This window comes from Citricoccus sp. NPDC055426 (genome assembly GCF_040677445.1).
Classification (GTDB): Bacteria; Actinomycetota; Actinomycetes; order Actinomycetales; family Micrococcaceae; genus Citricoccus.
This window is the reverse complement of sequence record NZ_JBFARZ010000012.1, coordinates 62,668-84,997: the sequence shown is the minus strand read 5'-3', so window position 1 is coordinate 84,997 and position 22,330 is coordinate 62,668. Positions and strand designations below refer to the sequence as shown.

Sequence of the window (22,330 nt, the reverse complement as noted above, 5' to 3'; positions counted from 1 at the left end):
CCGCCAGGTGCACCGCTGATTAGCTACGTTCGGGAAGGATAACCGCTGAAAGCATCTAAGCGGGAAGCCAGCTTCGAGATGAGATTTCCACGACCTTCGGGTCGGGAGGCCCCCAGCAGACCACTGGGTTGATAGGCCGGACGTGGAAGCAAGGACTAACGACTTGTGAAGCCGACCGGTACTAATAGGCCGATAACTTACACACACAAACCACCCACACCAACGTCAAAAGGGGTGTGGGGATGGCCAGATGCGTAGCGTCCACTATGCGGTTGCGAAACAACAACCCGAGATCCCTTCAGACACCAGGGGGTGTCTGAAGACAACTGAACAGTGCAACATGTAGTGTTGTAACCACAAGACTACCCACCACGACCACCCTGGGCCCGCCCCTCACCTCGTGAGGCGTGGCAGGACAGGAGTCGAACGGTTGGGTGACAGGGTTACGGCGGTCATAGCGTGGGGGAAACGCCCGGTCCCATTCCGAACCCGGAAGCTAAGGCCCACTGCGCCGATGGTACTGCATCCGGGAGGATGTGGGAGAGTAGGACGCCGCCGGACAACCATTACCAGAAGCCCTGGACCTCACGGTCCAGGGCTTCTGTGCTTTAAGAACTGTGATGTGATGGACGGTATGTCCAGCAGCCTGTTCCTCGATCCCTTCCAGGACCCCCACGCGGCACCGGGCCCCGGCGCCGTCAGCGCCGGGGGCGAGCCCCCCGGGGTGCCGCCGACCGCGGCGGAGACCGTGCCCGGGACGGTGGTGGACAGCGGAGCCGCAGCCGACCGCGCGGATCGGGCCGTGGCCGTGCTCACCCCGCTGGATATCGTTGACGCCGCCGGCGCCTTCCTGGATGACGCCCACCTGTGGTGGCCCCGGGCCGTCAAGGCCACCGACCCAGAGGGCCACGTCTACTTCGGGCAGGGGCAGCTCCTCGAGGAGGGCACCGAGGGAGAGATCCATCGCTGGGCTACCGTGGTCGGCGCCTCAGAGACAACCCTGGAACTGGACTGGCTGGGCCGCGCCCCGGCCGTCGCCGGTGCCTCGTCGGTGCCTGCGGAGGGAGGCCGGGTCTTCCTGAGCTGGACCGCCGGTGAGTCGGCAGGGACGGAGCTGCGCGTGCGGGGGAGTGAGGCGGCCCGGTGGCTGGGGGAGTGGACGGCCATCCTGACGGCCTACGGCCGGTTCACCGGGGGCCGGATGCTGGATGAGGCAGGCGGGTCCCCCGACGGCACCGGCCGCGAGGGCAACGGTGGGCGGTCCTAGAGTCCGTTCTCCCGGAACATCTTCAGGTCCCCGTCCTCGAACCGCTGCTCGAGTAGTCGCCCGTTGCTGCGCATCGCCTCGAGATCGTGCTTCAGGACGGCGTCGCGGCTGCGCGCGACCTCAGAGCTGAGGACCTGTAGTTGCCGGGTCCACTCGGGAGCCGCCGCCGGCTTCGCGGAATCGGGGATCCGCAGGAACACCTCGAGGGTGTTGGGCAGGTACTGGTAGACCACCGACTCCAGCACCATGCGCTGCTCGGGAGCCCGGGTCACATCCTCCCAGCGGGCGATCACCTCGCGCAGGTAGGCGCCCAGGGCAGCCAGCTCCCGGTTACCGCTGGGCGGCAGCTGGGAGCGATGCCTGCGGACGGTCTGCTGGAACTCGTCCAGTCGCTCGGTCATGTCCTGGCGCGTGGCCCCGTGGACGGGGATCCCCGAGGCATAGGTCTTCGTCGAGGCCGGGGTCAGGAAGTATCCGGCACCGTAGCCGAGCAGCCCGGCCAGTACGGCGGCCGCGGGGGACTGGGACGCGAGGACCGTGGCCAGGAAGACCACCAGGAACACGAGGAGGCCCGCCAGGTTCGGCCGCGAGCTGATGAAGGCCATGACGCCGTGGGGACCTGGGGGGCCGTCATCGCTGGTAGCCACAGAACTCCTTGATTACTCCGGACGGTGCTGCATCCCGGGCATCGGCGGATGCTCTCCCCAGTGTAGTGACGTGACGTTCCGGGCGCGTGACATCGTTTTGCTCATCGGGCTTCCGCGGTCTAGGATGGATCACTGTGGTTCCCGGCCGGTGACGGCGTGGAACCACGCTCAACGGGGTGTGGCGCAGCTTGGTAGCGCGCGTCGTTCGGGACGACGAGGCCGCAGGTTCAAATCCTGTCACCCCGACCAGAGTGAGTACAGACCGCAGGCCGCTTCCGGTGTTCCGGAGGCGGCCTGCGGTGTCTCCGGCTGTCAGCGGCTCTGCAGCGCCTGCAGGTGCTCCGGCGTGGTGGGGTCCACGTGCTCCTGGTACTCGGGGTGCTTCTCCACCCAGCCCTTCACATACGGGCACACCGTCACGATCCGGTAGCCCTCGTCCACGGAGGCGTCCAGGGCGGCCCGCACGAGCTTCGAGGCCAGCCCGTGGCCCCCGAACTCCTCGCCCACCTCCGTGTGCGGGAAGATCCGCTGGCGTACCCCGGCCACGGACTCGCGGTCCGTGAAGTAGGTCTTCCCGGCGGGCTCGCCGGAGTCGTCCACGAAGATCTCATAGCGTGGCTTGGTGCCCCGGACGACTTTCGGGTGGTCCAGGCTCGGGGTCTGCTCGGTCATGGTGTCTGCCTCTCGGTCGGGTCGGGTCGGGGTGGGGGGTGGGGCGAGTCAGCGGGCCGGCGGATTCACGCGCGGCTTCATCCGGATGGTCGGCAGGGCCGGCGCCGGGATCGGCGCAGGGGTCCCGGTCGGGAAGTCGCCGTACTGCGGGAAGGCGAGCCCGTCCCGGTAGGTGGACCCGATGGAGCCGTCCAGCAGCGCTCCGGAGACCGGCGCGCCCAGGGGCTCACCGGAGGGCACGGCGCCGGCCAGCGGGGATCGCTCGTCCGGCACCTCGAAGCCCATCTCGGCCTGATAGGCGGCGCGCCAGGCCACGATCTCCTCGTGCGTACGGCCCACGAAGTTCCACCACATGATGATCTGCTCGTTCAGCGGCTCCCCGCCGATCAGCAGGGCGGTCACGGGCTCGTCACCGGCGGTGACGGTGATCTGGGTCCGGCCGGGACCCACGAATCCGAGGTGGTCCTCGGGGACCTGGACGCCGTCCAGCCAGATCGCTCCGCTGACCTGGAGTAGGCCGTGCTCATGGTCCGACGGCACGTCGACCTCCAGCGAGGCACCCGGCTCCAGCAAGAGTTCCACCCCGGTCAGCGGGAGGTGGGTCTTCACGGGGGAGGTGGAGCCCAGCAACGAGCCGAGGAAGACGCGAGCCGTGTAGCCCGGCCCGGTCACGGGTTCCGGACGGTGTGCCTCGAGGGAGGGCGGGCCGAACCGCGCATGGTCCGGGAAGGCGTACCAGAGCTGGGCCCCGTGCAGCACGGTGGTGTCCGCGGTGGAGAACTCGGAGTGGGTGATCCCGGACCCGGCGTTCATGAGGTTGACCTCGCCCGGGCGCACGGTGGCCCAGTTGCCGGCGGAGTCGATGTGGTCCACGCGGCCGGTGAACAACCAGGAGACGGTGGCCAGGCCCGTGTGCGGGTGGCGGGGCACGGCCATGCCACCCGTGGAGGAGACGTCGTCCGGGCCGTAGAAGTCCAGGAAGCACCAGGCGCCGATCAGCGAGCGGGCCCGCTGCGGCAGGGTGCGCTTGACCGTCATGGCGCGCGGGCCGCCGAGGGGGACCGCACGGGGTTCGAGCAGCTCCACCGTCCCGGCGGTGCCCGCGCGGGGGTCCACCCCGTCGGAGAGGCCCTCGGTGAACCGCGGGCCGGAGAGGGGGCCTGGCCCGGGCTCATTCGTGCAGATCGTCTCCTGCGGGTCCCTCTCGGTGTTGCTCATGGTGACTACCTCAGCCTTTCGACTCCCGGCGCCTGACCGGGTGGTGGGACAGGATCGAGATGCGGTTGGTGACGTTCATGGTGATGGCCAGCCACTGGACCGCGGAGTACTGCTCATCCGTCAGGACGTGGTGGCTCGTCAGCTGGCTGACGTGCTGGTCCTCCTGACCCGGCAACAGGGTCACGGTCTCGGCGAGGTCCAGGGCGGCCCGTTCGGTCTCGCTGTACAGCGCCTCGGCCTCCCGCCACGCGGCCAGCAGGCCCATGCGCTGGGCGTCCAGGCCGGCGTCGATCCCCTTGCGGGTGTGCACCTCGAGGCAGTACGCGCAGCCGTTGATCTGGGAGATCCGCAGGTTCACCAGTTCCACCAGCTGGTCGTCCAGTCCGGCGGCTGCTGCGGCGTTCTTCGACGCGACGGACAACCCGCCCACGGCCTTCCAGGCGGCCGGATCGGACTTGTCCAGGAAGAAGGACAGCGGATCCTGCCGTGCGGTCCGGTCAGCGCCTGAGGCGGCGGTGCGTTCTGCGGTGCTCATGTCCGTGCCAACCCCCGGGCCCGTGCGGTCATTCCCGGCTCAGAAGCTCGAGGAGGAACCGGCGCCGGAGAAGCTGCCCCCGGAGCTGCCGTAGCCGGTGGTGGATCCGGAGGAGGCGGAGGCCGCCTGCTCACGCGCATGGGTGACGGAGGACATCCCGGAGCTGTACCCGATGTTGTACGCGGTGGCCGTCCAGAACCAGCCGGGCTGGTGGACGGTGTCCAGGATGGAACCGGGCCGGCGGGAGGCCCGGGTCCGTTCCCGGCGCATCTGCTGCTCCAGCGTGGAGCGCTCCGCGTCGGACTCGGCGAAGGCCTCGATCTGGGCGGTGGAGAACTGCTCCAGCAGTTCGGTCAGCCGGGCGCGCAGCGCCGCGAGGCCGTCCAGGGCGTCGTCGGGGGAGAGGTCCCCGGTCTGCAGTCCGGCGCCCAGTCGCTCCAGCTCCCGTTCGGCCTCCGGCTTGAAGGAGCGCAACGGCGTCAGCTGGGCCGCCGTGAGCTTGCTCTGCCCGGAGACGAGGCCGTCGATCTGGCCGAGGTCCTCCCGCATCGGCGCGGTCTGCAGGTCCCAGGCCTCGGGCCATCCCGGATACCTGTTCAGCAGGGTGTTGGTGCTGGCCACCGTGTCATCGAGCTGGTCGAGCTCCTCGGTGGTCTCGCGGTACGCCGTGATGGCCTGGCGGTGTTCCTTGCGGTGCAACTTCCTCTCGGCGATGCCGGAGAGCCGGTCGTTCTCCCGCGCCGCCACCAGGTAGCGCTCGTGGAAGGTCCGGTACCGCTCCAGCACCTGGGCCCCGTAACGGGAGTCCTCCGGCACGGTGTGGGCGTTGAGCTCGGTGGCCTCGAGGTCCGTGCTGACATTGGCGAAGGCCCGGTCGCCGCGGTCCAGGTCCGCCCGGGCCTTCTGCCGCTGCTTCTTCCGGCTGGCCACCATGGCGCCGCCGAAGATGCCGCCCATGATCACCACGATGATCCCGCCGACCCAGATCCCGGGATGCTGATACCAGGGACGGTTCATCACGGTGGCGGCGGACCGCGTGGCGTCGAGGGCGGCCTGGGTCCAGTTCGCCTCCTGCAGCGAGTCGACCGCGTCCTCCTGGATGTCCTCCTGGGTGCTGAGGCCGACCTTGCGGTCCTCGCCGAAGTAGACCCCCTGCTGCCGGCCCTGCGGGTCGATCGCGTAGATGAACAGCCCGTCCGCCCACTTCTGCCCGTCGTCGCTGATCCACTCGGGGTGGTTCTCGCGGGCATCGGCGAGCAGCCGCTCGTTGAGGTTCGACTCGGCCTCGCCGCGCTGGGTCCAGACGACCACGGTGGTGGGTTCATGGAAGTCGACGTCCGCCAGCCCCTCCCGGAGGGTGGGCTCGTGGATCACCCCGGCCTCGTCCGCGAGCTCGATGCCCTCCGGCGCCGCCTGGGCCGGGCCCGCCCCGGCCAGCAGGGCGGCGGGGGCCGCGGCGAGCAGGCCGAGGAACAGGCCCAGCGCCAACAACCAGCCGGTGACCGGTCGGGAGGGTCGGTGGACGGTGTCGGTGGTCATCAAGGGCCCCCTGCGGTGGTGGTCGGGTCAGTCCCGACCTACAGTACCGCCGGTCAGCCGGGCCAGCTCGGGACCGGACACGGGCCGGTTGAAGACCGGCCCCTCCGGTTCCAGGACCCGTCCGGCGGCGAGGTCGGGAAGGAACACCGGGGCGAAGCCGAGCCCCAGGACCAGCTGCCCGACGGCGGCCGCGGCCTGGGCGCTGTCAGCGGCCACTCCCAGCCCGCGCCGGTCGGGGTCTGCCGGGTCGAGGCGCCGGCCGGCGGTGTCCAGGTCCCAGTGGCTGACGTGGTTCAGGGCCTTCACCACCGTGGAGCCGGCGAAGCGGGTGGCCAGGACCGAGGAACTGGAGAGGCCGGCGTCGAGCCCGGACTCCAGCCAGGCGGGCACCGGCTCGCCGTCCCACCGGTTGGTCGCGTCCACCAGGACCGCGCCGCGCAACCAGGCAGGGTCCACGGAGTCGAGGTCCTCCTGCGGGACCATCAGGACCACCAGGGGCGCCGCCACGTCTGCCGCAGCTACGTCTGCCGCCGCCACGGCGGTCGCCCGGGGTGCGTATTGCGCCAGGTGCAGACGCAGGGCCGCCGGGGGCCGGCTGGCGGCGATCCGCACGTCCATCCCGGCGGAGGCAGCGGCGCGGGCCAGCGCGGTGCCGGCACGCCCTGCCCCGAGGATGGTCAGCACCGGTGCATCGCTCACGGGGTGACGAGGATCCCGTCCTCATCCGCCCACAGGGTGGCGCCCGGGGTGAACCTCACCCCGCCGAACTCCACGGCCACGTCCAGCTCACCGGCGCCGTCCTTGGCGGACTTGCGTGGGTTGGAACCCAAGGCCTTCACCCCCAGGTCCAGGGTGGCCACCAGGGCACGGTCCCGGATGGCGCCGTGGATGACCACCCCGGCCCAGCCGTTGCGCACGGCGGCCGCGGCGATCAGGTCACCCATGAGCGCGGACTCGAGTGAGCCGCCGCCGTCCACCACCAGCACCGCCCCGTGGCCGGGGGAGTTCAGGACCTGCTTGACCAGGCCGTTGTCCCGGTGGCAGCGGATGGTCCGCACCGGACCGGTGAACCGACTCCGCGCACCGAGGTCCTGGAACTGCACCGAGCAGGACTGCAGGGACTCGTCCGCGTCGTACAGGTCGCAGGTGGTGAAGTCCGTGGTCTCCGCGGCCGGCCGGGCGCTCACCGGATCTCGTTCCGCTGTGCACCGAGGCCTTCGATCTCGGTCTCCAGGACGTCGCCGGCCTTCAGCCAGGGCCGCCGGCCGTCGTCGTTCTTCCGGGCCAGGGCCACGCCCGCGGGCGTGCCGGTGAGGATGAGGTCCCCGGGCAGGAGGGTGACCAGGTCCGAGAGGTAGGAGACCAGCTTCTCCGCGCCGAACACCAGGTCCCCGGTGGAGTCCTCCTGCATCACCTCGCCGTTGACGCGGGTGGTGATCCTGGCACCGGGGGTGAACTCGTCGCCGGTGACCAGCCACGGGCCGATCGGCGTGGTCTCCTCCCAGACCTTGCCCTGGGTCCACTCGGTGGTGCGGCCCTGGTAGCCACGGACGGAGACGTCGTTGGACACCGCATAGCCGGCGATGTGGGCGGCGGCCTGGTCCTCGGGGATCCGCCGTCCGGGCTCGCCGATGACCACGCACAGCTCGCCCTCCCAGTCGAGCCGGTGGTCCTCGGCCGGGACCTCGATCGGGTCGGTGGCGCCGGTCAGGGTCTGCGCGAACTTCGTGAAGACCGCCGGGTGCTCCGGGAGCTCCAGCCCGGTCTCGAGGATGTGGTTGCGGTAGTTCAGGCCGATGCAGAACACCTTGGTGGGGAACGGGATGAGCGTGGCCGGCTCCAGCTGCGTGGCGTCCAGGACACGGCTCTCGTCCTCCGCGGCGGCGGCCAGCGCGGCGTCGACCATCTCGGTGCGCTGCGGCTCGGGCAGCGAGAGGAAGTCGCCGACGTCGATGACCCCCTCCAGCTCGACGGCGGCGGTGGCGCGGGAGCCGTCCGTCCGGGTGACGAGGGCGGCGAACGTGGCGCCCGGGGTCTGGGGGTCCGAGCCGGGCAGTCGATAGGTGCAGAGCTTCATGCGCCTATCCCACCACATCCGGCACCGGCCATGAACGGTTGTGGCCGCCGTCACCGTGTGGAAACCTAGTTCGGTTATCATGCAAACGGTCGCAGGAGGAGGGAATACTCCTGCACCCATCACTCCACCGACGAAGGGCGACCCCTGTGTCCCGTTCCATCCCCCGCCGCCGCACCGCGCGCTGGCGCCTTCTCGCCACCGCCCTCACCGCGGGCCTGTTGATCCCGGGGGCGGTGGTGGCGACTCCGGCGTACGCCGACTCCGAGACGCTCAACCCCCTGGACCAGTCCACCCAGTTCGATGAGGACCAGCCCGTCCTGCAGGACTCCGTGCTGGAGGGGCTCCGGCGCGACGCCGGCGGGACCGCCGGGACCGATGCCTCCGGCAGCCGATCGGCCGCGGCGGCGCAGAAGCACCTCGGGCCGTGCAAGCAGGACTTCATCGATGTGGCCCCGGGGAGCACCTTCTACCCGCACGTCACGTGGATGGCCTGCGACGGCCTGACCAACGGCTACCAGGATCACAGCTTCGGGGTGAAGAAGGAGATCAACCGCGGCGAGGCCGCGCTGATGATCTACCGGATGTCCGGTGAGAAGCACGACGCGGGCACCACGCGGGACTTCGCGGACGTCGCTCCGGTCCGGGGCGATGAGGAGTTCACCGCCATCTCCTGGATGGCCGAGCAGGAGATCGTCCACGGCTATGAGGACGGCACATTCCGTCCGGACCGGTCGATCTCCCGCGGGGAACTGGCCTCGTACCTGTTCCGGTACGCCGGAGACGAGGACTACCAGCCCCCGGCCGAGCCCGACTTCTCCGACGTCCCGGCCAGCCTGGGCACCTACCCGGAGATCTCCTGGATGTACCAGCACAAGATGGTGAAGGGCTACGTGGACGGCACCTTCCGTCCGACCAGGGACGTCACCCGTGGCGAGACCTCCAAGTACCTCTACGGCCTGGAGACCCTCCTGCACGGCACGCCGGCCCCGCCGGCCACCGCCCCGAAGCCGGCGCCCAAGCCCGAGCCGAAGCCGGAGCCGCAGCCCGATCCGGAGCCCGAGATCCCCCTGGCCTACCGCTACGTGGTCATCGCCGATGACGGCCTCAACGTGCGCAGCGGCGCCGGGGTGAACTACCGCAAGGTCGCCTCCCTGGCCCGGAACACCAAGGTGGTCTGGACCGGCCGGAGCAAGTCCGTCAGCGGCGCCACCTGGCGGGAGATCACCGTGCGCTCGGTGAAGGGCTGGGTCCACGGCGGCTACCTGATGCGGGACTTCGAGGCGGGCAACGCCAAGTCCGCCCTGTCCAAGACGGGCACGGTCCGGGTGCCGAAGGAGAAGTGGCCGGGCATCACCGAGCTGAACGCCACGTGGGAGGCGCAGCCCAATGGCTACTGGTGTGGTCCGGCCTCCGTGGTGATCGCCCTGGACGCCTTCGGCATCAACACCAATCAGGCGGCCATGGCAAAGGAGGCCCAGACCGACCGGGACGGGACCTGGCTGCACCAGGTGGCGCGGCTGATGGACTACCACGCCCCCGCCTCAGTCCGCTACGAGGTGACCACCATCCCGGGCAGCTCCCAGAAGGCGAGCTACGACCAGCGGATCCGGTTCCGGGACGACATGGTGCGTTCCATCAAGGCCGGCGTCCCCGGACTGGTGAACATCGCCGCCACCCCGGGCGAGCAGGCGCCCCTGCACCGGGCGAAGACCGGCGGGCGCTTCACCCTGCGCCACCACATGCCGGTGACCGGCTATGACGCCAACACGAACCGCCTGCTGGTGCTGGATCCGTGGACCCGTCCCTTCTGGGTGGACGCCTACCAGCTGGCGGACATGACCGTCACGCGCGGCTACGCCTCGCTGAAGTAGGCGCGGTGCCCGGTGGCGCGCCCTATGGGGCCGTGGACTTCCAGTCGCCCGTGACCACCCTGTGGGTGGTCGGGGTGCTGGTGGTGATCGCGGCGGGCGTCATCGGCCACGCCGCGTGGCGGCGCCACCGGCACCTGCGCTTCACGGGCCGGACCGGGCGCAACCGGGACCCGCAGCTGCTGCGGGACATCCGGAGGGAACGGTGGACCGGTTACGCCTGCCTGGGTCTGGCGGTGGTGCTGGCCGGGTTCTCCGCCGTGGGCGCCTGGCAGACGCACCAGAACGTCCGAGCGAACCTGGCCGCCAAGTACGGTGTGACGGCGGTGGAGGACGCCCGGTGGAACGGGGCGTTCCTGGTGGCGGACCTGACCCTGGCGGACGGCAGCGTGCAGGAGGGCGCCGAGGTCTACTTCGAGCGCGATGGGGAACCCCTGATGGGCGATGACCTGTTCACCCCCGGCGGAGGCGTCTGAGGAACCGCCGCTTCCGGGGGAGAATGGAGGCATGTATGAGCCGATCGACCTCCAGACCTCACTCGTGGCCCAGGGGATGGGCGTCCTGCTGGCGATCATCGGACTGGCGGTGGTGGCCCACGGCATGTGGCGGCGCAAGCGCTACCGGGCCCACCTGGACGACCAGGATGCCCGGTACGCCGGCCCGGACCGCCTCAAGGACGCCACCCGGGAGATCGTGGCCGGCGCCGTGGTGCTGTTCCTCGGCGCCGCGGCGCTGGTGTTCGCCGTCTTCGAGACCCAGGCCTCGAACCAGGCGGTCCAGGACAACGTGGCCGCCAAGTACGGCGTCGAGTCGGTGGTGGGCAAGGAGTGGATCGGCAACGCGCTCAGGTCCGACGTCACCATGCCGGACGGCTCCGTCCACCATGACGTGCTGATCACGTTCGAGGAGTCGGGGGAACCGCAGATCAGCCGGGACCTGACGCAGACACCCGAGTAGCGCCGCCGGGGCAGGGGCTCAGGCCGCCCGGGTGTTTGCTACCGTGCACCACGTGACCAGTCCGCAGCCAGTCCCCGCGTCCACCTACCGCCTGCAGCTCACGGCCGACTTCACCCTGGACCGGGCGCGGCAGACGCTGCCCTACCTGCGGGACCTGGGCGTCGACTGGCTCTACCTGTCCCCGATGCTGGGTTCGGAGGAGGGCTCCACCCACGGCTACGACGTGGTGGACCCCACCCAGGTGGACGACGCCCGCGGCGGCGAGTCCGGGCTGCGCGAACTGGCCGAGGCGGTGCACTCCGCCGGCGGCGGGATCCTGGCGGACATCGTGCCCAACCACGTGGGCGTGGCCACCCCCAAGGACAACGCCTGGTGGTGGGACCTGCTCAAGCACGGCCGGGCCTCCAAGTACGCCACGGCCTTCGACATCGACTGGGAGGCCGGCGACTCGCGCATCTGGTTGCCCGTCCTGGGCGACGGCACCGAGGAGGACCCGGAGGCCGAGCTCTCCCGGCTGCGGATCGTGGAAGGCGAACTGCACTACTACGAGAACGTGTACCCCCTGGCCCCCGGCACCGAGGACGCGGCGCGGTCCGCCGCCGGCCCGGGGGCGGGCGAGGAGCAGCTGGCCCGGGCGGTCCACGAGCTGCAGAACTACCGGCTCATGCCGTGGCGGGAGGCGGACGAGAACCTGAACTACCGCCGCTTCTTCGCGGTCAACTCCCTGGCCGGGGTGCGCGTGGAGATCCCCCGGGTCTTCTCCGAGACCCACCGGGAGATCCTGTCCTGGATCCGGGACGGCCTGGTGGATGGGCTGCGGGTGGACCACCCGGACGGGCTGGCGGACCCCGGCGGCTACTTCGAGAACCTCCGCCAGGCCACCGGCGGGGTCTACCTGCTGGGGGAGAAGATCCTCGAGGGCGGCGAGCGGATGCCGGCCGCGTGGGCCGTGGACGGCACCACCGGCTATGACGCCCTGGGCGAGATCGAGCGGGTGCTCACCGATCCGGCCGGTGCCGCCGAGCTGGACGAGGTGGCCGGGCGGCTCGGCGGGTGGGCCGGGACGGACGCCGAGGCGGTGTGGGCCGAGATGATCCACGGCACCAAGCGCGCCGTGGCGGACGGCATGCTGCGCTCCGAGGTCGAGCGGCTGGCGCGGCTGGTCCCCGGGCTGCTGCCGGAGGACGCCGAGGGCGAACGCCTCCAGGACGCCCTGGCCGAGCTGCTCGCCTGCTTCCCCGTCTACCGTTCCTACCTGCCCACCGGGCGGCACCACCTGGACGACGCCGCCACGGACGCGGTACGCCGCCGCCCCGACCTGTCCGAGGCCGTCGAGGCCCTGCTGCCCCTGCTGGCGGACCCGGACCACCCGATCGGCGAGCGATTCCAGCAGACCTCGGGCATGGTCATGGCCAAGGGCGTGGAGGACACCGCGTTCTACCGGTACACCCGGCTGGCCTCCCTGAACGAGGTCGGCGGCGACCCGTCCTCCTTCGCCCTGGACCTGGCCCGCTTCCACGCCCTGCAGGGCGACCGGCAGGCCCGCATGCCGCGGACCATGACCACCCTGTCCACGCATGACACCAAGCGCAGCGAGGATGTGCGCGCCCGGATCGATGTGCTCTCCGAGATCCCGGGTCAGTGGGCCGCCACGCTGGACCGGCTCATGGAGCTCGCCCCGCTGGGGGACGGGCCCTTCGAGAAGCTGCTGTGGGAGACCATCATCGGCGCCTGGCCCGTGGACGGCACCGCGCTTCAGACCGGGCGGCTGGCCGAGTACGCGCTGAAGGCCGCGCGGGAGGCCGCCACGCGGACCACGTGGACCGAGCAGGACCCGGAGTTCGAGGCCGCGATCGCAGACCTCGCCGAGCGGGCCACCGGCACCGGCGAGCTGCGGGCCGAGATCCAGGCCCTGGCAGACCGCATCGCCGCGGCGGGGGTCGTGAACCAGGTGTCCATGAAGCTCATCCAGCTGACCCTGCCCGGAGTCCCGGACGTCTACCAGGGCACCGAGATCCCCTTCCCCACGCTCGTGGACCCGGACAACCGCCGCCCCGTGGACTTCGCGGAGCGCGCGGCGCTGCTGGGGAGGCTCGACGGCGGCTGGGCGCCGGAGTTCCCCGCGGCGGTGGAAACCGAGGACGGGGCGGACGCCGGGGCCCCCGAGTACGACGGCGGCGCGCTCGCCGAGTACGCCGCCGGCCTCAAGCTGCTGGTCACCTCACGGGCCCTGCGGGCCCGCCGCGAGCACCCCGAGTGGTTCAACCGCTACCAGGAGCTCGACGTCATCGGCGAGGCCGCAGACCACGCCATCGCCTTCACCCGCGGCGGTTCCATCACGGTGGCCACCCGGTGGCCGCTGGGACTGGACGATGAGGGCGGCTGGGGCGAGGCCGCCGTCGTGCTGCCCCGCCAGGCGATGGTGGACCTGCTGACCGGCCGCCGCTTCGGCGGGGCCCACACGGACGGCACCACGCGGCTGGCCGAGCTCTTCGAACACCACCCGGTGGCACTGCTGGTCCCCGAGGACGGGAACACCCTGCGATGAACCGGAACAGCTACGGCGACTACACGGTCTGGGCGCCGCACGCCACCAGCGTGGAGCTGGTGTTCACCTCCGGCGAGCCCGGCGGGGTCCACGGCGCGCAGGACCGCTGGGACGTGGTGGCCTCCACCGGGCTGTCGCCGGCCGGCGGCGGCTGGTGGGAGCCGGCGCGCCCCGTGGAGGACATCCTCCCCGCCGCGGACTCCCACGGGTACGGCTACCGCGTGGACGGTCAGGGGCCGTTCCCGGACCCGCGCTCGCGGTGGCAGCCGGACACCGTCCACGGGCCGTCGCGGCTGATCGACCCCACCGCCCACGACTGGCAGGACGCCGGGTGGGCCGGCCGGGAGCTGCGCGGCGCGGTGGTCTACGAGCTGCACGTGGGGACCTTCACGGACGAGGGCACCCTGGGGGCGGCCGCCGGGCGGCTGGACCATCTGCTCTCCCTCGGCATCACCCACGTCCAGCTGCTGCCCGTGAACTCCTTCGGCGGCGCGCACAACTGGGGCTATGACGGCGTGGGCTGGTACGCCGTGGACGCCTCCTACGGCGGCCCGCGGGACTACCGGCGCTTCGTGGACGACTGCCACGCGGCCGGGCTGGCCGTGATCCAGGACGTGGTCTACAACCACCTGGGGCCCTCCGGGAACTACCTGCCGAGGTTCGGGCCCTACCTGACGGAGCAGTCCACCGGCTGGGGCAGCGGGCTCAACCTGGACGGGCCGGACTCGGACGAGGTGCGCCGGTACATCCTGGACAACGCCCGGATGTGGTTCGAGGAGTACCACGTGGACGGGCTCCGGCTGGACGCCGTCCACGCCCTGCAGGACTCCCGGGCCGTCCACGTGTTGGAGGAGCTGGCCGCCGAGACGGACGCCTTCGCCTCCTCCTGCGGCCGGCCGCTCGTGCTGGTGGCCGAGTCCGATCTCAACGACCCGCGGCTCATCACGGCGCGGGCGGATCCGGGGCAGGACGGCGCCGGGGGCTACGGCCTGTCGGGGCAGTGGTCGGACGACTTCCACCACGCCGTGCACGTGGCGCTGACCGGGGAGACGGACGGCTACTACGCCGACTTCGAGCCGCTCTCCGCCCTGGCGAAGGTCCTGGACTCCGGGTTCTTCCACGACGGCAGCTACTCCTCGTTCCGGGGGCGCCACCACGGCCGGCCACTGGGGGACCGGATCCCGGCCGAGGCCCTCGTGGTCTTCACCCAGAACCATGACCAGGTCGGCAACCGGGCCACCGGGGACCGGCTCGCGGCCTCGCTGGACGAGGGGCTGCTGGCGATCGGGGCGGCCCTGCTGCTGGCCGGCCCCTACACCCCGATGCTGTTCATGGGCGAGGAGTGGGCGGCCTCCACGCCGTGGCAGTTCTTCACGGCGCACCGGGAAGCCGACCTGGCGCAGGCGGTGACCGAGGGGCGCCGCCGGGAGTTCGCGCGGATGGCCTGGGGGGAGCACGTGCCGGACCCGCAGGCGGCCGAGACCCTCGCCTCCTCCACCCTGCGTTGGGAGGAGGCCGGGACGGGCCGGCACGCCCGGCTGCTGCAGCTGCACCGCACCCTGATCGGGATCCGCGCCGAGCGGCCCGAACTGACGGACCCGGACCGCGCCACCACCCGGGCCGCCGTGGACGAGGGGCGCCGCTGGGTCCGGATGGACCGCGGAGTGCGGGCCGGGGGAGATGCCGGGGAGATGTCAGGGCGGGACGGCCGGGGAGGTGCCGGGGCCGACGTCGGGCCCGGGCCTGGTGCCGGTGCGGGCACCGTGGTGCTGCTGGCGGCCCTGGGGTCCGAGCCGATGCCGGTGCCGGAGGACCTGCGGGACTACCGGCTGCTGGCCGGCCACGGACTGGAGGGTCCGTTGACGGAGCCCACGCGGTCCCGGGAGGTCCCCGCCCACGGCTTCCTGCTCCTGGCCCGCGACTGACGACTCCGGACCCCACCGGGAGGTCATCCGATTCCGCGCAGCGGGGCCCGGATGCCGCGGCCGGAATGCGTGGAATCGGATGAGGTCCCGAACCCATCAGGTCCCGCCCACGGCTTCCGCCTGCTCAGTTTCCGCCTGCTCAGTGTCCGCCTGCTCGGTGTCCGCCTGCTCAGTCGTGCGTGACGGACTCGGGCTCGTGCCGCGCGATGTCCCAGGTCTCGATCTGGAAGGTCGAGTGGTGGACCTGGACCTCGAAGTGCTCGGCCACGCACCGCCGGACGTCCTGAAGGATCGCGGCGGCGTGGCCGGTGGTGAAGCACTGGTCCGCCACCACGATGTGCGCCGTGAGCGTGGGCAGCCCGCTGGCCACGGTGGTGGCGTGGAGGTCGTGGACGTCCTCCACATGCTCCAGTGCCATCAGGTGGCGCCGGACCGCGTCCAGGTCCAGGCCGGCGGGGGTGAACTCCATCAGCACGCTGGTGGTCTCCCGGAGCAGGATGAACGCACGGGGGACGATCAGGGCGGCGATGAACAGGCCGGCGAGGGCGTCGGCCTGTTGGAATCCCGTGGTGGCGATGACCACGGCCGCGGCGATGACGCCCACGGAGCCCAGGGCGTCGTTGAGCACCTCGAGGAACGCGGCCCGCATGTTGAAGTTCGCCCCGCGGCTGGAGGACAGCACGGCGATCGCCGTCAGGTTGGCCGCCAGGCCGATCAGCCCGAAGACCAACAGCTCCCCGGCGGGGACCTCGGGCGGCGCGAACAGGCGGCGGACGCCCTCGACCGCCGTGTAGACGCCCACCACGAGCAGCAGCGCCGCCTGGCCCAGCGCGGCGATCACCTCGATGCGGCGGAACCCCCAGGTGCGGGTGGAGGTGGCCGGGCGGAGCATCAGGGTGGCGGCGATCAGCGCGACGAGCAGTCCGGAGGCGTCCGTCAGGGCGTGCGCCGTGTCCGTCAGCAACGCGAGGCTGCCGGTGAGCACCGTGCCGACCGCCTGCGCCACCACGACCACGGCGGTGAGGCTGAAGGCGATCCACAGCCGGATCCGGTGGTCCCCGGGCCGCCCCTCCTGCCCCTCCTGCCCGGGCGACCCTGCCGACCCTGCCGGCCCTGCCGGCCCTGCCGGTCCGCCGGGGGCATGGACGTGTCCAGCGCCCATGACTACCTGTCCCCGGGCCCGTGCCGGTGGGGGCGGCGCAGGTGCGTGCACAGCACGGCGTCGGTCCCCGTGGCCCTCAACAGCTCCTCCGCGGCCGAGATCAGCAGGCGCAGCCGGGCCGGCTCGGCCAGCGAATACCAGGTCGACCGCCCCTCGGGGCGCAGGGTGACGAGCCCGCACTCCAGCAGGAAGCCGAGGTGCTTGCTGACCGTGGACTGGGCGAGCCCCAGGTGGTCCACGAGGTCCCGCACCCGGTGCTCCCCGGAGGCGAGGTGCTGCACGAGCGTCAGCCGGGTGGGCTCGGCCAGCGCCTGGAACAGGTGGGCGTACGCGGCCGTGGCCACCTCGTCGAGGGGTTCGGACTCCACCGTGCTCATCGCCATGAAGCGATCATATCGCTCCATGGCGATGCCATCAAGGGGCGCCTCAGTCGGGGTCCTCCGCAGGTCAGTCGGGATCCTCCGCGGGGGGCTCCACGGCCTTCAGCATGGTGGTGGTCGGATGCAGCACCACGGCGTCCTCGTCTCGGCGGTGGGGCAGCACGGTCTGCAGGTAGGACTGCAGCGCCTCCGGCAACGGGACGGAGCGTGACTGGTTCTCGGAGAGGTACCAGCGGTGCTCCAGCAGCTGGTGCATCACCTCGGCCGGCTCCAGCTTGCCGGAGAGCTCGGCCGGGATGGCGCGGGTCACGAGCTCGAAGACGTCGATCAGCCAGCGGTTGGCGGCCTCGTGCTCGTCCATGTCCGGGTGGTACACGGCCCGGTACTCGTCGATGTCCCGCAGCAGACGCCGGGCCTGGTTCTCCTGGACGTCCAGGCCGGTCAGGCCCAGCAGCCGGCGCTGGTGGTGTCCGGGGTCCACGACCTTGGGCTGCAGCACCAGCCGGGAACCGTCCTCGGTGGTGCGGATGGCGTACTCCTCCACATCGAAGCCCAGCGAGTTCAGGCGGCGGATCCGCTCCTCCACGCGCCAGCGCTCGCCGGGACGGAAGGACATGTCCCCGGTGAGCTCGTCCCAGAGCCGGCGGTAGGCGTCGATGATGAGCTGGGAGGTGGCCACCGGGTCCACGTCCTGGTCCACCAGGCCGCCGGACATCAGGTCCATCAGCTCCCCGGCGATGTTGACCCGGGCGAGCTCGAGGTCATGCTCGCGCTGCCCCCGGGAGAGGGAGGGGTGCAGCTCCCCGGTCTCGGCATCCACGAGGTAGGCGGCGAATGCCCCGGCGTCGCGGCGGAACAGGGTGTTGGACAGGGAGACGTCCCCCCAGTAGAAGCCCACCAGGTGCAGCTCCACGAGCAGCAGGGCCAGGGCGTCGATGAGCCGGGTGAGGGTGTCCCGGTGGAGCCGGCGGGAGAACACGGCGCGGTACGGCAGGGAGAAGCGCAGGTGCCGGGTGACGAGCACGGTCGGCAGGGGTTCGCCGTCCGGGTCGGAGCGCCCGGCCACCACCGCCACGGGTTCCACGCAGGGGATGTCCAGCCGCTCCAGCCGGCGCAGCAGCTGGTACTCCCGGCGCGCCGAGAACTCCGTGGTCTCCTTGACCGCCACCACGGACCCCTCGAGGTGGGCGAACCGGACCACGTGCCGGGACAGGCCCCGGGGCAGCGCGGCCAGCGCCGACTCGGGCCAGTCCACCAGCGGCACGTCCCAGGGCAGCCGCAGCAGCTCCGCGGCGGCCTTCGCGTCGCCCGCGCCCACGGACGTGGTGATGTCCAATCCGGATCGGGGTGTCATGTGACCGCAGTGTCCTCCCTGAGCCGGCCGGAGTCCAGCCGCAGCCGGCGGTCCGCCACCGAGGCCACCGGACCGGGCTCGGCCGTGGCGTACAGGGTGGTGACGGACAGCGTGCGCGCCAGGGAGCGGATCAGCCCGGCGGTGTGGTCCTTGAGGTTTGGGGGCAGGGCGGCCAGCGGGTCGTCCATGAGCAACACCGCGGGCCGGCGCACCACCGCGCGGGCCAGGGCCACCTGCTGGCGCTGCGGCCCCGTCAACTCCTCCGGGCCGTGGGAGAGCTGCGCCGTCAGGTCCAGCAGCCGCGCGGCCTCGTGGACCCGCTCGGCCCGCTCGGCCTCCGGCACGCCGGCCACGCGCAGTGCGAAGCTCATGTTCTCCTGGACGTCCATGTGCGGGTACAGGGCGTAGTTCTGGAACACCAGCACGGCGTCCCGGTCCTGCGGCGGCAGGCCCGTCACATCCACGCCGCCGATCAGCACGTGGCCGGCGGCCGGCGTCTCCTGGCCCGCCACCACCCTCAGCAGCGTGGACTTGCCGCTGCGCAAGGCCCCGGACACCACCACGAACTGGCCGTCCGCCGCCGTCAGGTCCAGGTCCGCCAGCGCCGGCCGGCGGGCGGCGGGGTACTGCACCGTGATGCCCTGCAGGTTCAGCCGCGCCACGCGGCCACCTCCCGCAGCACCGCGGCGAGCTGCTGTGGCCCCGCGATCCGGAACCGCGCCGCACTCTCACCGGCGCCGACCTTGACCGAGACGTCCCGCCCCGGGTCCATCCGGGCGAAACCGTGCTCGTCCGTCACGTCGTCCCCGGCGAACAGCACCGCCTCGGCCCCGGTGACCCGGCGCAGCAGGTCCAGCCCCTGGCCCTTGTCCGCACGCACCACGGACACCTCCAGCACGTCCTTGCCGTGGCCCACGTGGAAAGTGCTGAGTCCGTCCCGGTCCGCTGTCGCCGCCAGGCCGCGCAGCGCGGCCTCCGCCTCGGCCACCGCCCGGCGCTTGGCCTCCGGGCCGCGGGCCAGCCGCACCTGCAGTACCCGGCCGGCCGGCTTGTGCTCCACCCACGCGTCCGGGTACCGGTGCGCAATGGGCTCCAGCACCTGCCCGACGGCGGCCAGTGCCGCGAGCTGCCCCTCGTCCAGTTCCAGCGGGGGCGCGTCGGGGCCGAGGCGGCGCTCGGCGCCGTGCGAGCCGATCAGCAGCGTGGCCGGCGGGGGAGCGGCCACCTCGATCAGCGATTCCAGGGCGCGTCCGGACACCAGCGCCGTGTGCACGCCGGCCAAGCCCTCGAGGGCTGCCAGGGCGGCTGCGTTGCCGGGGACCGGGCGGGCGTCCTCGGCTCGGTCCACGAGTTCGGCCATGACCCCGTCGAAGTCCACGGCCACCAGGATCCGGGAATGTCCCGCGAACCGCCGCAGCGCGTCGGCCAGGTCCGTGGGGAGGCCATCGGACCGCTCCGCCGGCAGCGCCGGACCCGGCCCCGCGGAGTCCGGACCGGTCATCGCGAGGTTCCCGGGCCGGCGTCGTGCCACGGCTGGGCTGCTGCCTGTTCCCCGCCGGCCAGCCGGCCCAGGAAGTCCTGGGACCACTTGTTCACGTCATGCGTGATGATCTGCCGGTGCATGGCCTGCATGCGCTTGGTGGCCTCCTGCGGGTCCATGGACACGGCCTGGAGGATGGCGTCCTTCATCCCGTCGATGTCATGGGGGTTGATGAGCAGGGCCTTGCGCAGCTGGTCCGAGGCGCCCGCGAACTCCGAGAGCACCAGCACCCCGCCCCGGCCGCCACGGGCCGCCACGTACTCCTTGGCCACGAGGTTCATGCCGTCCCGCAGGGCGGTGACCAGCATGACGTCCGCCGCCAGGTACAGGGCCACCATCTCCTCCACCGGATAGGAGTGGTGCAGGTAGCGGATCGCGGTCTGGCCCATGGTGTCGTAGGTGCCGTTGACGCGGCCCACGGCCAGCTCGATGTCGTCCCGCAGCTCCTGGTAGGACCCCACGTTCTCCCGGGACGGGCTGGCCACCTGGACCAGGCAGGCGTCCTGGACGTCCAGGCTGCCGTCCTCGAGCAGCTCGGCGAAGGCCTTGATCCGGTGGCGGATGCCCTTGGTGTAGTCGAGCCGGTCCACGCCCAGCAGGATGGTGTGCGGATCGCCGAGTTCCTCCCGGATCTGCCGTGATCGGGCCTGCACCTCCGGGTCCCGGGACAGGGCCGTGATGGTGCCGACGTCGATGGAGATGGGGAAGGCCTCCGCCCGCACGGGGCGCTCGCCGCCGTGGCCGTCGTTCACGTTCAGGGCCCCGGACCGGAAGGAACCACCCAGCAGGCGGCGCACCGCCTCGGAGAAGTTCGTCACGTCCGAGCGGCGCTGGAAGCCGATGAGGTCCGCCCCCAGCAGGCCCTCGAGCAGGGAGCGCCGCCACGGCAGCTGGGAGTAGAGGTCCACCGCCGGGAAGGGGATGTGGTGGAAGTAGCCGATGCGCACATCCGGGCGCAGCCGCCGCAGCAGCCGGGGGACCAGCTGCAGCTGGTAGTCCTGCACCCACACCGTGGCGCCGGCGGCGGCCGTGGCGGCCGCGGCCCGGGCGAAGCGCACATTGACCGTCAGATAGGTGTCCCACCACTGACGGTGGAACTCGGGGCGGGCGATCACATCGTGGTACAGCGGCCACAGCGTGGAGTTGGAGAAGCCCTCGTAGTACTCGCTGAGCTCCTGCTCGGAGAGCAGCACCGGGACCAGGTGCATGCCGTCATGGGTGAAGGGCTCCAGCGCCTCCTCGGCCACGCCACCCCACCCGACCCAGGCACCCTCCCGGCTGGCCATGATGGGGGCCAGCGCCGTCACGAGCCCGCCGGGGGAGCGGCGCCAGGACGAGGTCCCGTCCGGGTCCACCACCCGGTCCACGGCCAGGCGGTTGGCCACCACCACCAGGTCATAGGCCCCGGGCTCGGGCGGCGCACCGACCCGGTGCTCGGCCCGTGCCAGGAAGGAGGGGGCTTCGATGGGGAGGTCAACGCGGTTCTTCACTTCTCGGAACTCCTTCTCTCGGCACCGGTCTCGGTCCGACTCCGACCTTATCGCCCCGTCCCCTCCCATGGGTGGCCGCGAGGTGCCCCGTTCGGGGACCGTGCCTGGGCTCCACGTTCAGCTTGGACCGGTACCCTAGCCCTTGGCCCGGGTCCGGCAGGGTGGGGGACCCCGGCACCCGAGACCGCTTACGACCCCGAGAGTCAGGACGACAGGCAGGCCCATGGCGACCAGCAACAAGCAGACGAAGGCCGAGAGGCAGCAGACCGCCCGCGAGAAGGCCCGGCAGATGCAGGAGGAGCAGCGCCGCCAGGAGAAGCGACGCTCCCTCATGGTCCGCTGGGGCGTGGTGGCCGCCGTGGTGGTGGTGATCGCCGTGGTGGTGGGCGTCATCTTCATGAACTCCTCCCGTTCGATCCCCGACGCCGGTCCCGCACCGAGCGCGGCCAACGACCAGGGCGGCATCACCCTGACCTCCACCACCGAGCTGGCCCCCGGGGACGAGGCCTTCACGGAGGTCGACAACGCGGACACCGCCCAGCCCGAGATGACCGGTGAGCCTCCGACGTCCGTCCCCGGCGGCGAGGCCCGTCCCGCCGGCGAGCCCGCCCAGATCATCGTCTACGCGGATGCGAACTGCGTGCACTGCGCCACCTTCGAGGAGCAGAACGCGGGCCAGCTGGCCGAATGGCTGGATGCCGGCGAGGCCACCGTGGAGTACCGGATGCTGGACTACCTCGACAACCCGGCCACCGGCAACTACTCGTCCCGGGCCGGCAACGCCCTGGCCTGCATGGCCGAGCAGTCCCCGGAGAACTACAACTCGTACCTGACCCAGATCTTCGCGAGCTACGCCACGAAGGAGGGCCAGGGCCTCAGCGATGACGAGCTGCAGGAGATGGCCTCCGGACTCGGCGCGGACCTCAACGGCTGCATCGACGGCAACGAGTACCGTCCCTTCGTCACGCACACCGGCTCGGCGGCCCGCGAAGCCCAGATCGCCGGCACCCCGTCCGTGTGGGTGCAGGGGGAGAACTGGGACCAGAGCGTCCCGTTCGCCGAGTACGTGGAGGGCAAGATCGCCGAACAGGGCTGATCGGCTGATCGGCTACCCTTGAAGGGCCGGATTCGGTTCCCGCCGCGTGCTCGCT

21 protein-coding genes, 1 tRNA gene and 2 rRNA genes are annotated in these 22,330 nt (G+C 71.6%); 10 read left to right on the top strand and 14 right to left on the bottom strand.

What is annotated here, in order from left to right:
• The 3 genes from AB0K08_RS14840 to AB0K08_RS14830 form a co-directional block, all read left to right on the top strand.
• A 23S ribosomal RNA gene (locus AB0K08_RS14840) occupies positions 1–206 on the top strand; the annotation flags it as partial.
• 238 nt (positions 207–444) lie between these two features.
• Positions 445–561: ribosomal RNA gene (gene rrf / locus AB0K08_RS14835) — 5S ribosomal RNA — on the top strand.
• A gap of 73 nt (positions 562–634) precedes the next feature.
• A complete protein-coding gene (locus AB0K08_RS14830; RefSeq protein WP_363355778.1) occupies positions 635–1,267 on the top strand; it encodes a hypothetical protein in 633 nt (210 codons plus the stop codon).
• On the opposite strand, the gene AB0K08_RS14825 is transcribed toward AB0K08_RS14830, so the two are convergent.
• Positions 1,264–1,914: a hypothetical protein gene (locus AB0K08_RS14825; RefSeq protein WP_363355777.1), complete on the bottom strand. Its 651-nt coding sequence runs from the start codon at positions 1,912–1,914 to the stop codon at positions 1,264–1,266. The genes AB0K08_RS14830 and AB0K08_RS14825 overlap by 4 nt on opposite strands.
• A 172-nt stretch (positions 1,915–2,086) precedes the next feature.
• On the opposite strand from AB0K08_RS14825, the gene AB0K08_RS14820 reads away from it, so the two are divergent.
• Positions 2,087–2,163: transfer RNA gene (locus AB0K08_RS14820), tRNA-Pro, on the top strand.
• A 63-nt stretch (positions 2,164–2,226) separates the two neighbouring features.
• Here AB0K08_RS14820 and AB0K08_RS14815 read toward each other — a convergent pair.
• From AB0K08_RS14815 to AB0K08_RS14785, 7 genes are read right to left on the bottom strand one after another with little or no spacing between them, the layout of a single operon-like run.
• Positions 2,227–2,586, bottom strand: coding sequence for a GNAT family N-acetyltransferase (locus AB0K08_RS14815; RefSeq protein WP_363355776.1), 360 nt, complete (start codon positions 2,584–2,586; stop codon positions 2,227–2,229).
• Positions 2,587–2,634: 48 nt separating this feature from the next.
• Positions 2,635–3,804, bottom strand: a complete 1,170-nt coding sequence (locus AB0K08_RS14810) for a pirin family protein (RefSeq protein ID WP_363355775.1) — start codon at positions 3,802–3,804, stop codon at positions 2,635–2,637.
• 10 nt (positions 3,805–3,814) lie between these two features.
• The gene (locus AB0K08_RS14805; protein WP_363355774.1) at positions 3,815–4,339 is read right to left on the bottom strand and encodes a carboxymuconolactone decarboxylase family protein; all 525 of its coding nucleotides are present in this window, start codon (positions 4,337–4,339) and stop codon (positions 3,815–3,817) included.
• A gap of 39 nt (positions 4,340–4,378) precedes the next feature.
• The gene (locus tag AB0K08_RS14800; protein ID WP_363355773.1) at positions 4,379–5,878 is read right to left on the bottom strand and encodes a DUF5129 domain-containing protein; all 1,500 of its coding nucleotides are present in this window, start codon (positions 5,876–5,878) and stop codon (positions 4,379–4,381) included.
• A gap of 27 nt (positions 5,879–5,905) precedes the next feature.
• On the bottom strand, positions 5,906–6,577 hold the full coding sequence (locus AB0K08_RS14795; protein ID WP_363355772.1) for an NAD(P)-binding domain-containing protein: 672 nt from the start codon (positions 6,575–6,577) through the stop codon (positions 5,906–5,908).
• Positions 6,574–7,065: a ribonuclease E activity regulator RraA gene (gene rraA / locus AB0K08_RS14790; protein ID WP_363355770.1), complete on the bottom strand. Its 492-nt coding sequence runs from the start codon at positions 7,063–7,065 to the stop codon at positions 6,574–6,576. Before rraA ends, AB0K08_RS14795 begins: the two co-directional genes overlap by 4 nt.
• Positions 7,062–7,955, bottom strand: coding sequence for a fumarylacetoacetate hydrolase family protein (locus AB0K08_RS14785; RefSeq protein ID WP_363355768.1), 894 nt, complete (start codon positions 7,953–7,955; stop codon positions 7,062–7,064). The genes rraA and AB0K08_RS14785 overlap by 4 nt, the downstream gene beginning before the upstream one ends.
• A gap of 146 nt (positions 7,956–8,101) precedes the next feature.
• Between AB0K08_RS14785 and AB0K08_RS14780 the strand changes: the two genes are divergently transcribed.
• The 5 genes from AB0K08_RS14780 to treZ are packed head-to-tail and all read left to right on the top strand — an operon-like array spanning position 8,102 to position 15,253.
• Positions 8,102–9,826 carry an S-layer homology domain-containing protein gene (locus tag AB0K08_RS14780; protein ID WP_363355766.1) on the top strand — a complete coding sequence of 575 codons (1,725 nt, stop codon included), beginning with the start codon at positions 8,102–8,104 and terminating at the stop codon, positions 9,824–9,826.
• A 5-nt stretch (positions 9,827–9,831) separates the two neighbouring features.
• Complete coding sequence (locus AB0K08_RS14775) at positions 9,832–10,299, top strand: hypothetical protein (protein WP_363355764.1); 468 nt, start codon at positions 9,832–9,834, stop codon at positions 10,297–10,299.
• Between the two features lie 31 nt (positions 10,300–10,330).
• A complete protein-coding gene (locus AB0K08_RS14770; protein ID WP_363355762.1) occupies positions 10,331–10,780 on the top strand; it encodes a hypothetical protein in 450 nt (149 codons plus the stop codon).
• Positions 10,781–10,832: 52 nt separating this feature from the next.
• Entirely contained in the window at positions 10,833–13,328 is a 2,496-nt protein-coding gene (gene treY / locus AB0K08_RS14765) for a malto-oligosyltrehalose synthase (RefSeq protein WP_363355759.1), read from the top strand.
• Positions 13,325–15,253: a malto-oligosyltrehalose trehalohydrolase gene (treZ, locus tag AB0K08_RS14760; RefSeq protein WP_363355757.1), complete on the top strand. Its 1,929-nt coding sequence runs from the start codon at positions 13,325–13,327 to the stop codon at positions 15,251–15,253. Before treY ends, treZ begins: the two co-directional genes overlap by 4 nt.
• 169 nt (positions 15,254–15,422) lie before the next feature.
• Here the strand turns inward: treZ and AB0K08_RS14755 are convergent, their stop codons facing one another.
• The 6 genes from AB0K08_RS14755 to AB0K08_RS14730 all read right to left on the bottom strand — a co-directional run bounded on the left by AB0K08_RS14755 (position 15,423) and on the right by AB0K08_RS14730 (position 21,137).
• Positions 15,423–16,415: a cation diffusion facilitator family transporter gene (locus tag AB0K08_RS14755; RefSeq protein WP_363355755.1), complete on the bottom strand. Its 993-nt coding sequence runs from the start codon at positions 16,413–16,415 to the stop codon at positions 15,423–15,425.
• Between the two features lie 2 nt (positions 16,416–16,417).
• Positions 16,418–16,798 carry a metalloregulator ArsR/SmtB family transcription factor gene (locus AB0K08_RS14750; protein ID WP_363355753.1) on the bottom strand — a complete coding sequence of 127 codons (381 nt, stop codon included), beginning with the start codon at positions 16,796–16,798 and terminating at the stop codon, positions 16,418–16,420.
• A 64-nt stretch (positions 16,799–16,862) separates the two neighbouring features.
• Positions 16,863–18,149 (bottom strand): DUF4032 domain-containing protein, encoded by a 1,287-nt coding sequence (locus AB0K08_RS14745; protein WP_363355751.1) that lies wholly within the window; start codon positions 18,147–18,149, stop codon positions 16,863–16,865.
• The gene (locus tag AB0K08_RS14740) at positions 18,146–18,811 is read right to left on the bottom strand and encodes an ABC transporter ATP-binding protein (protein ID WP_363355749.1); all 666 of its coding nucleotides are present in this window, start codon (positions 18,809–18,811) and stop codon (positions 18,146–18,148) included. The genes AB0K08_RS14745 and AB0K08_RS14740 overlap by 4 nt, the downstream gene beginning before the upstream one ends.
• A complete protein-coding gene (gene otsB / locus AB0K08_RS14735; protein WP_363355747.1) occupies positions 18,799–19,650 on the bottom strand; it encodes a trehalose-phosphatase in 852 nt (283 codons plus the stop codon). The genes AB0K08_RS14740 and otsB overlap by 13 nt, the downstream gene beginning before the upstream one ends.
• Positions 19,647–21,137, bottom strand: a complete 1,491-nt coding sequence (locus AB0K08_RS14730) for a trehalose-6-phosphate synthase (protein ID WP_363355784.1) — start codon at positions 21,135–21,137, stop codon at positions 19,647–19,649. The genes otsB and AB0K08_RS14730 overlap by 4 nt, the downstream gene beginning before the upstream one ends.
• 265 nt (positions 21,138–21,402) lie before the next feature.
• Here AB0K08_RS14730 and AB0K08_RS14725 point away from each other — a divergent pair, with 265 nt between their 5' ends.
• Entirely contained in the window at positions 21,403–22,275 is an 873-nt protein-coding gene (locus tag AB0K08_RS14725) for a thioredoxin domain-containing protein (RefSeq protein ID WP_363355745.1), read from the top strand.
• Positions 22,276–22,330 lie beyond the last annotated feature (55 nt).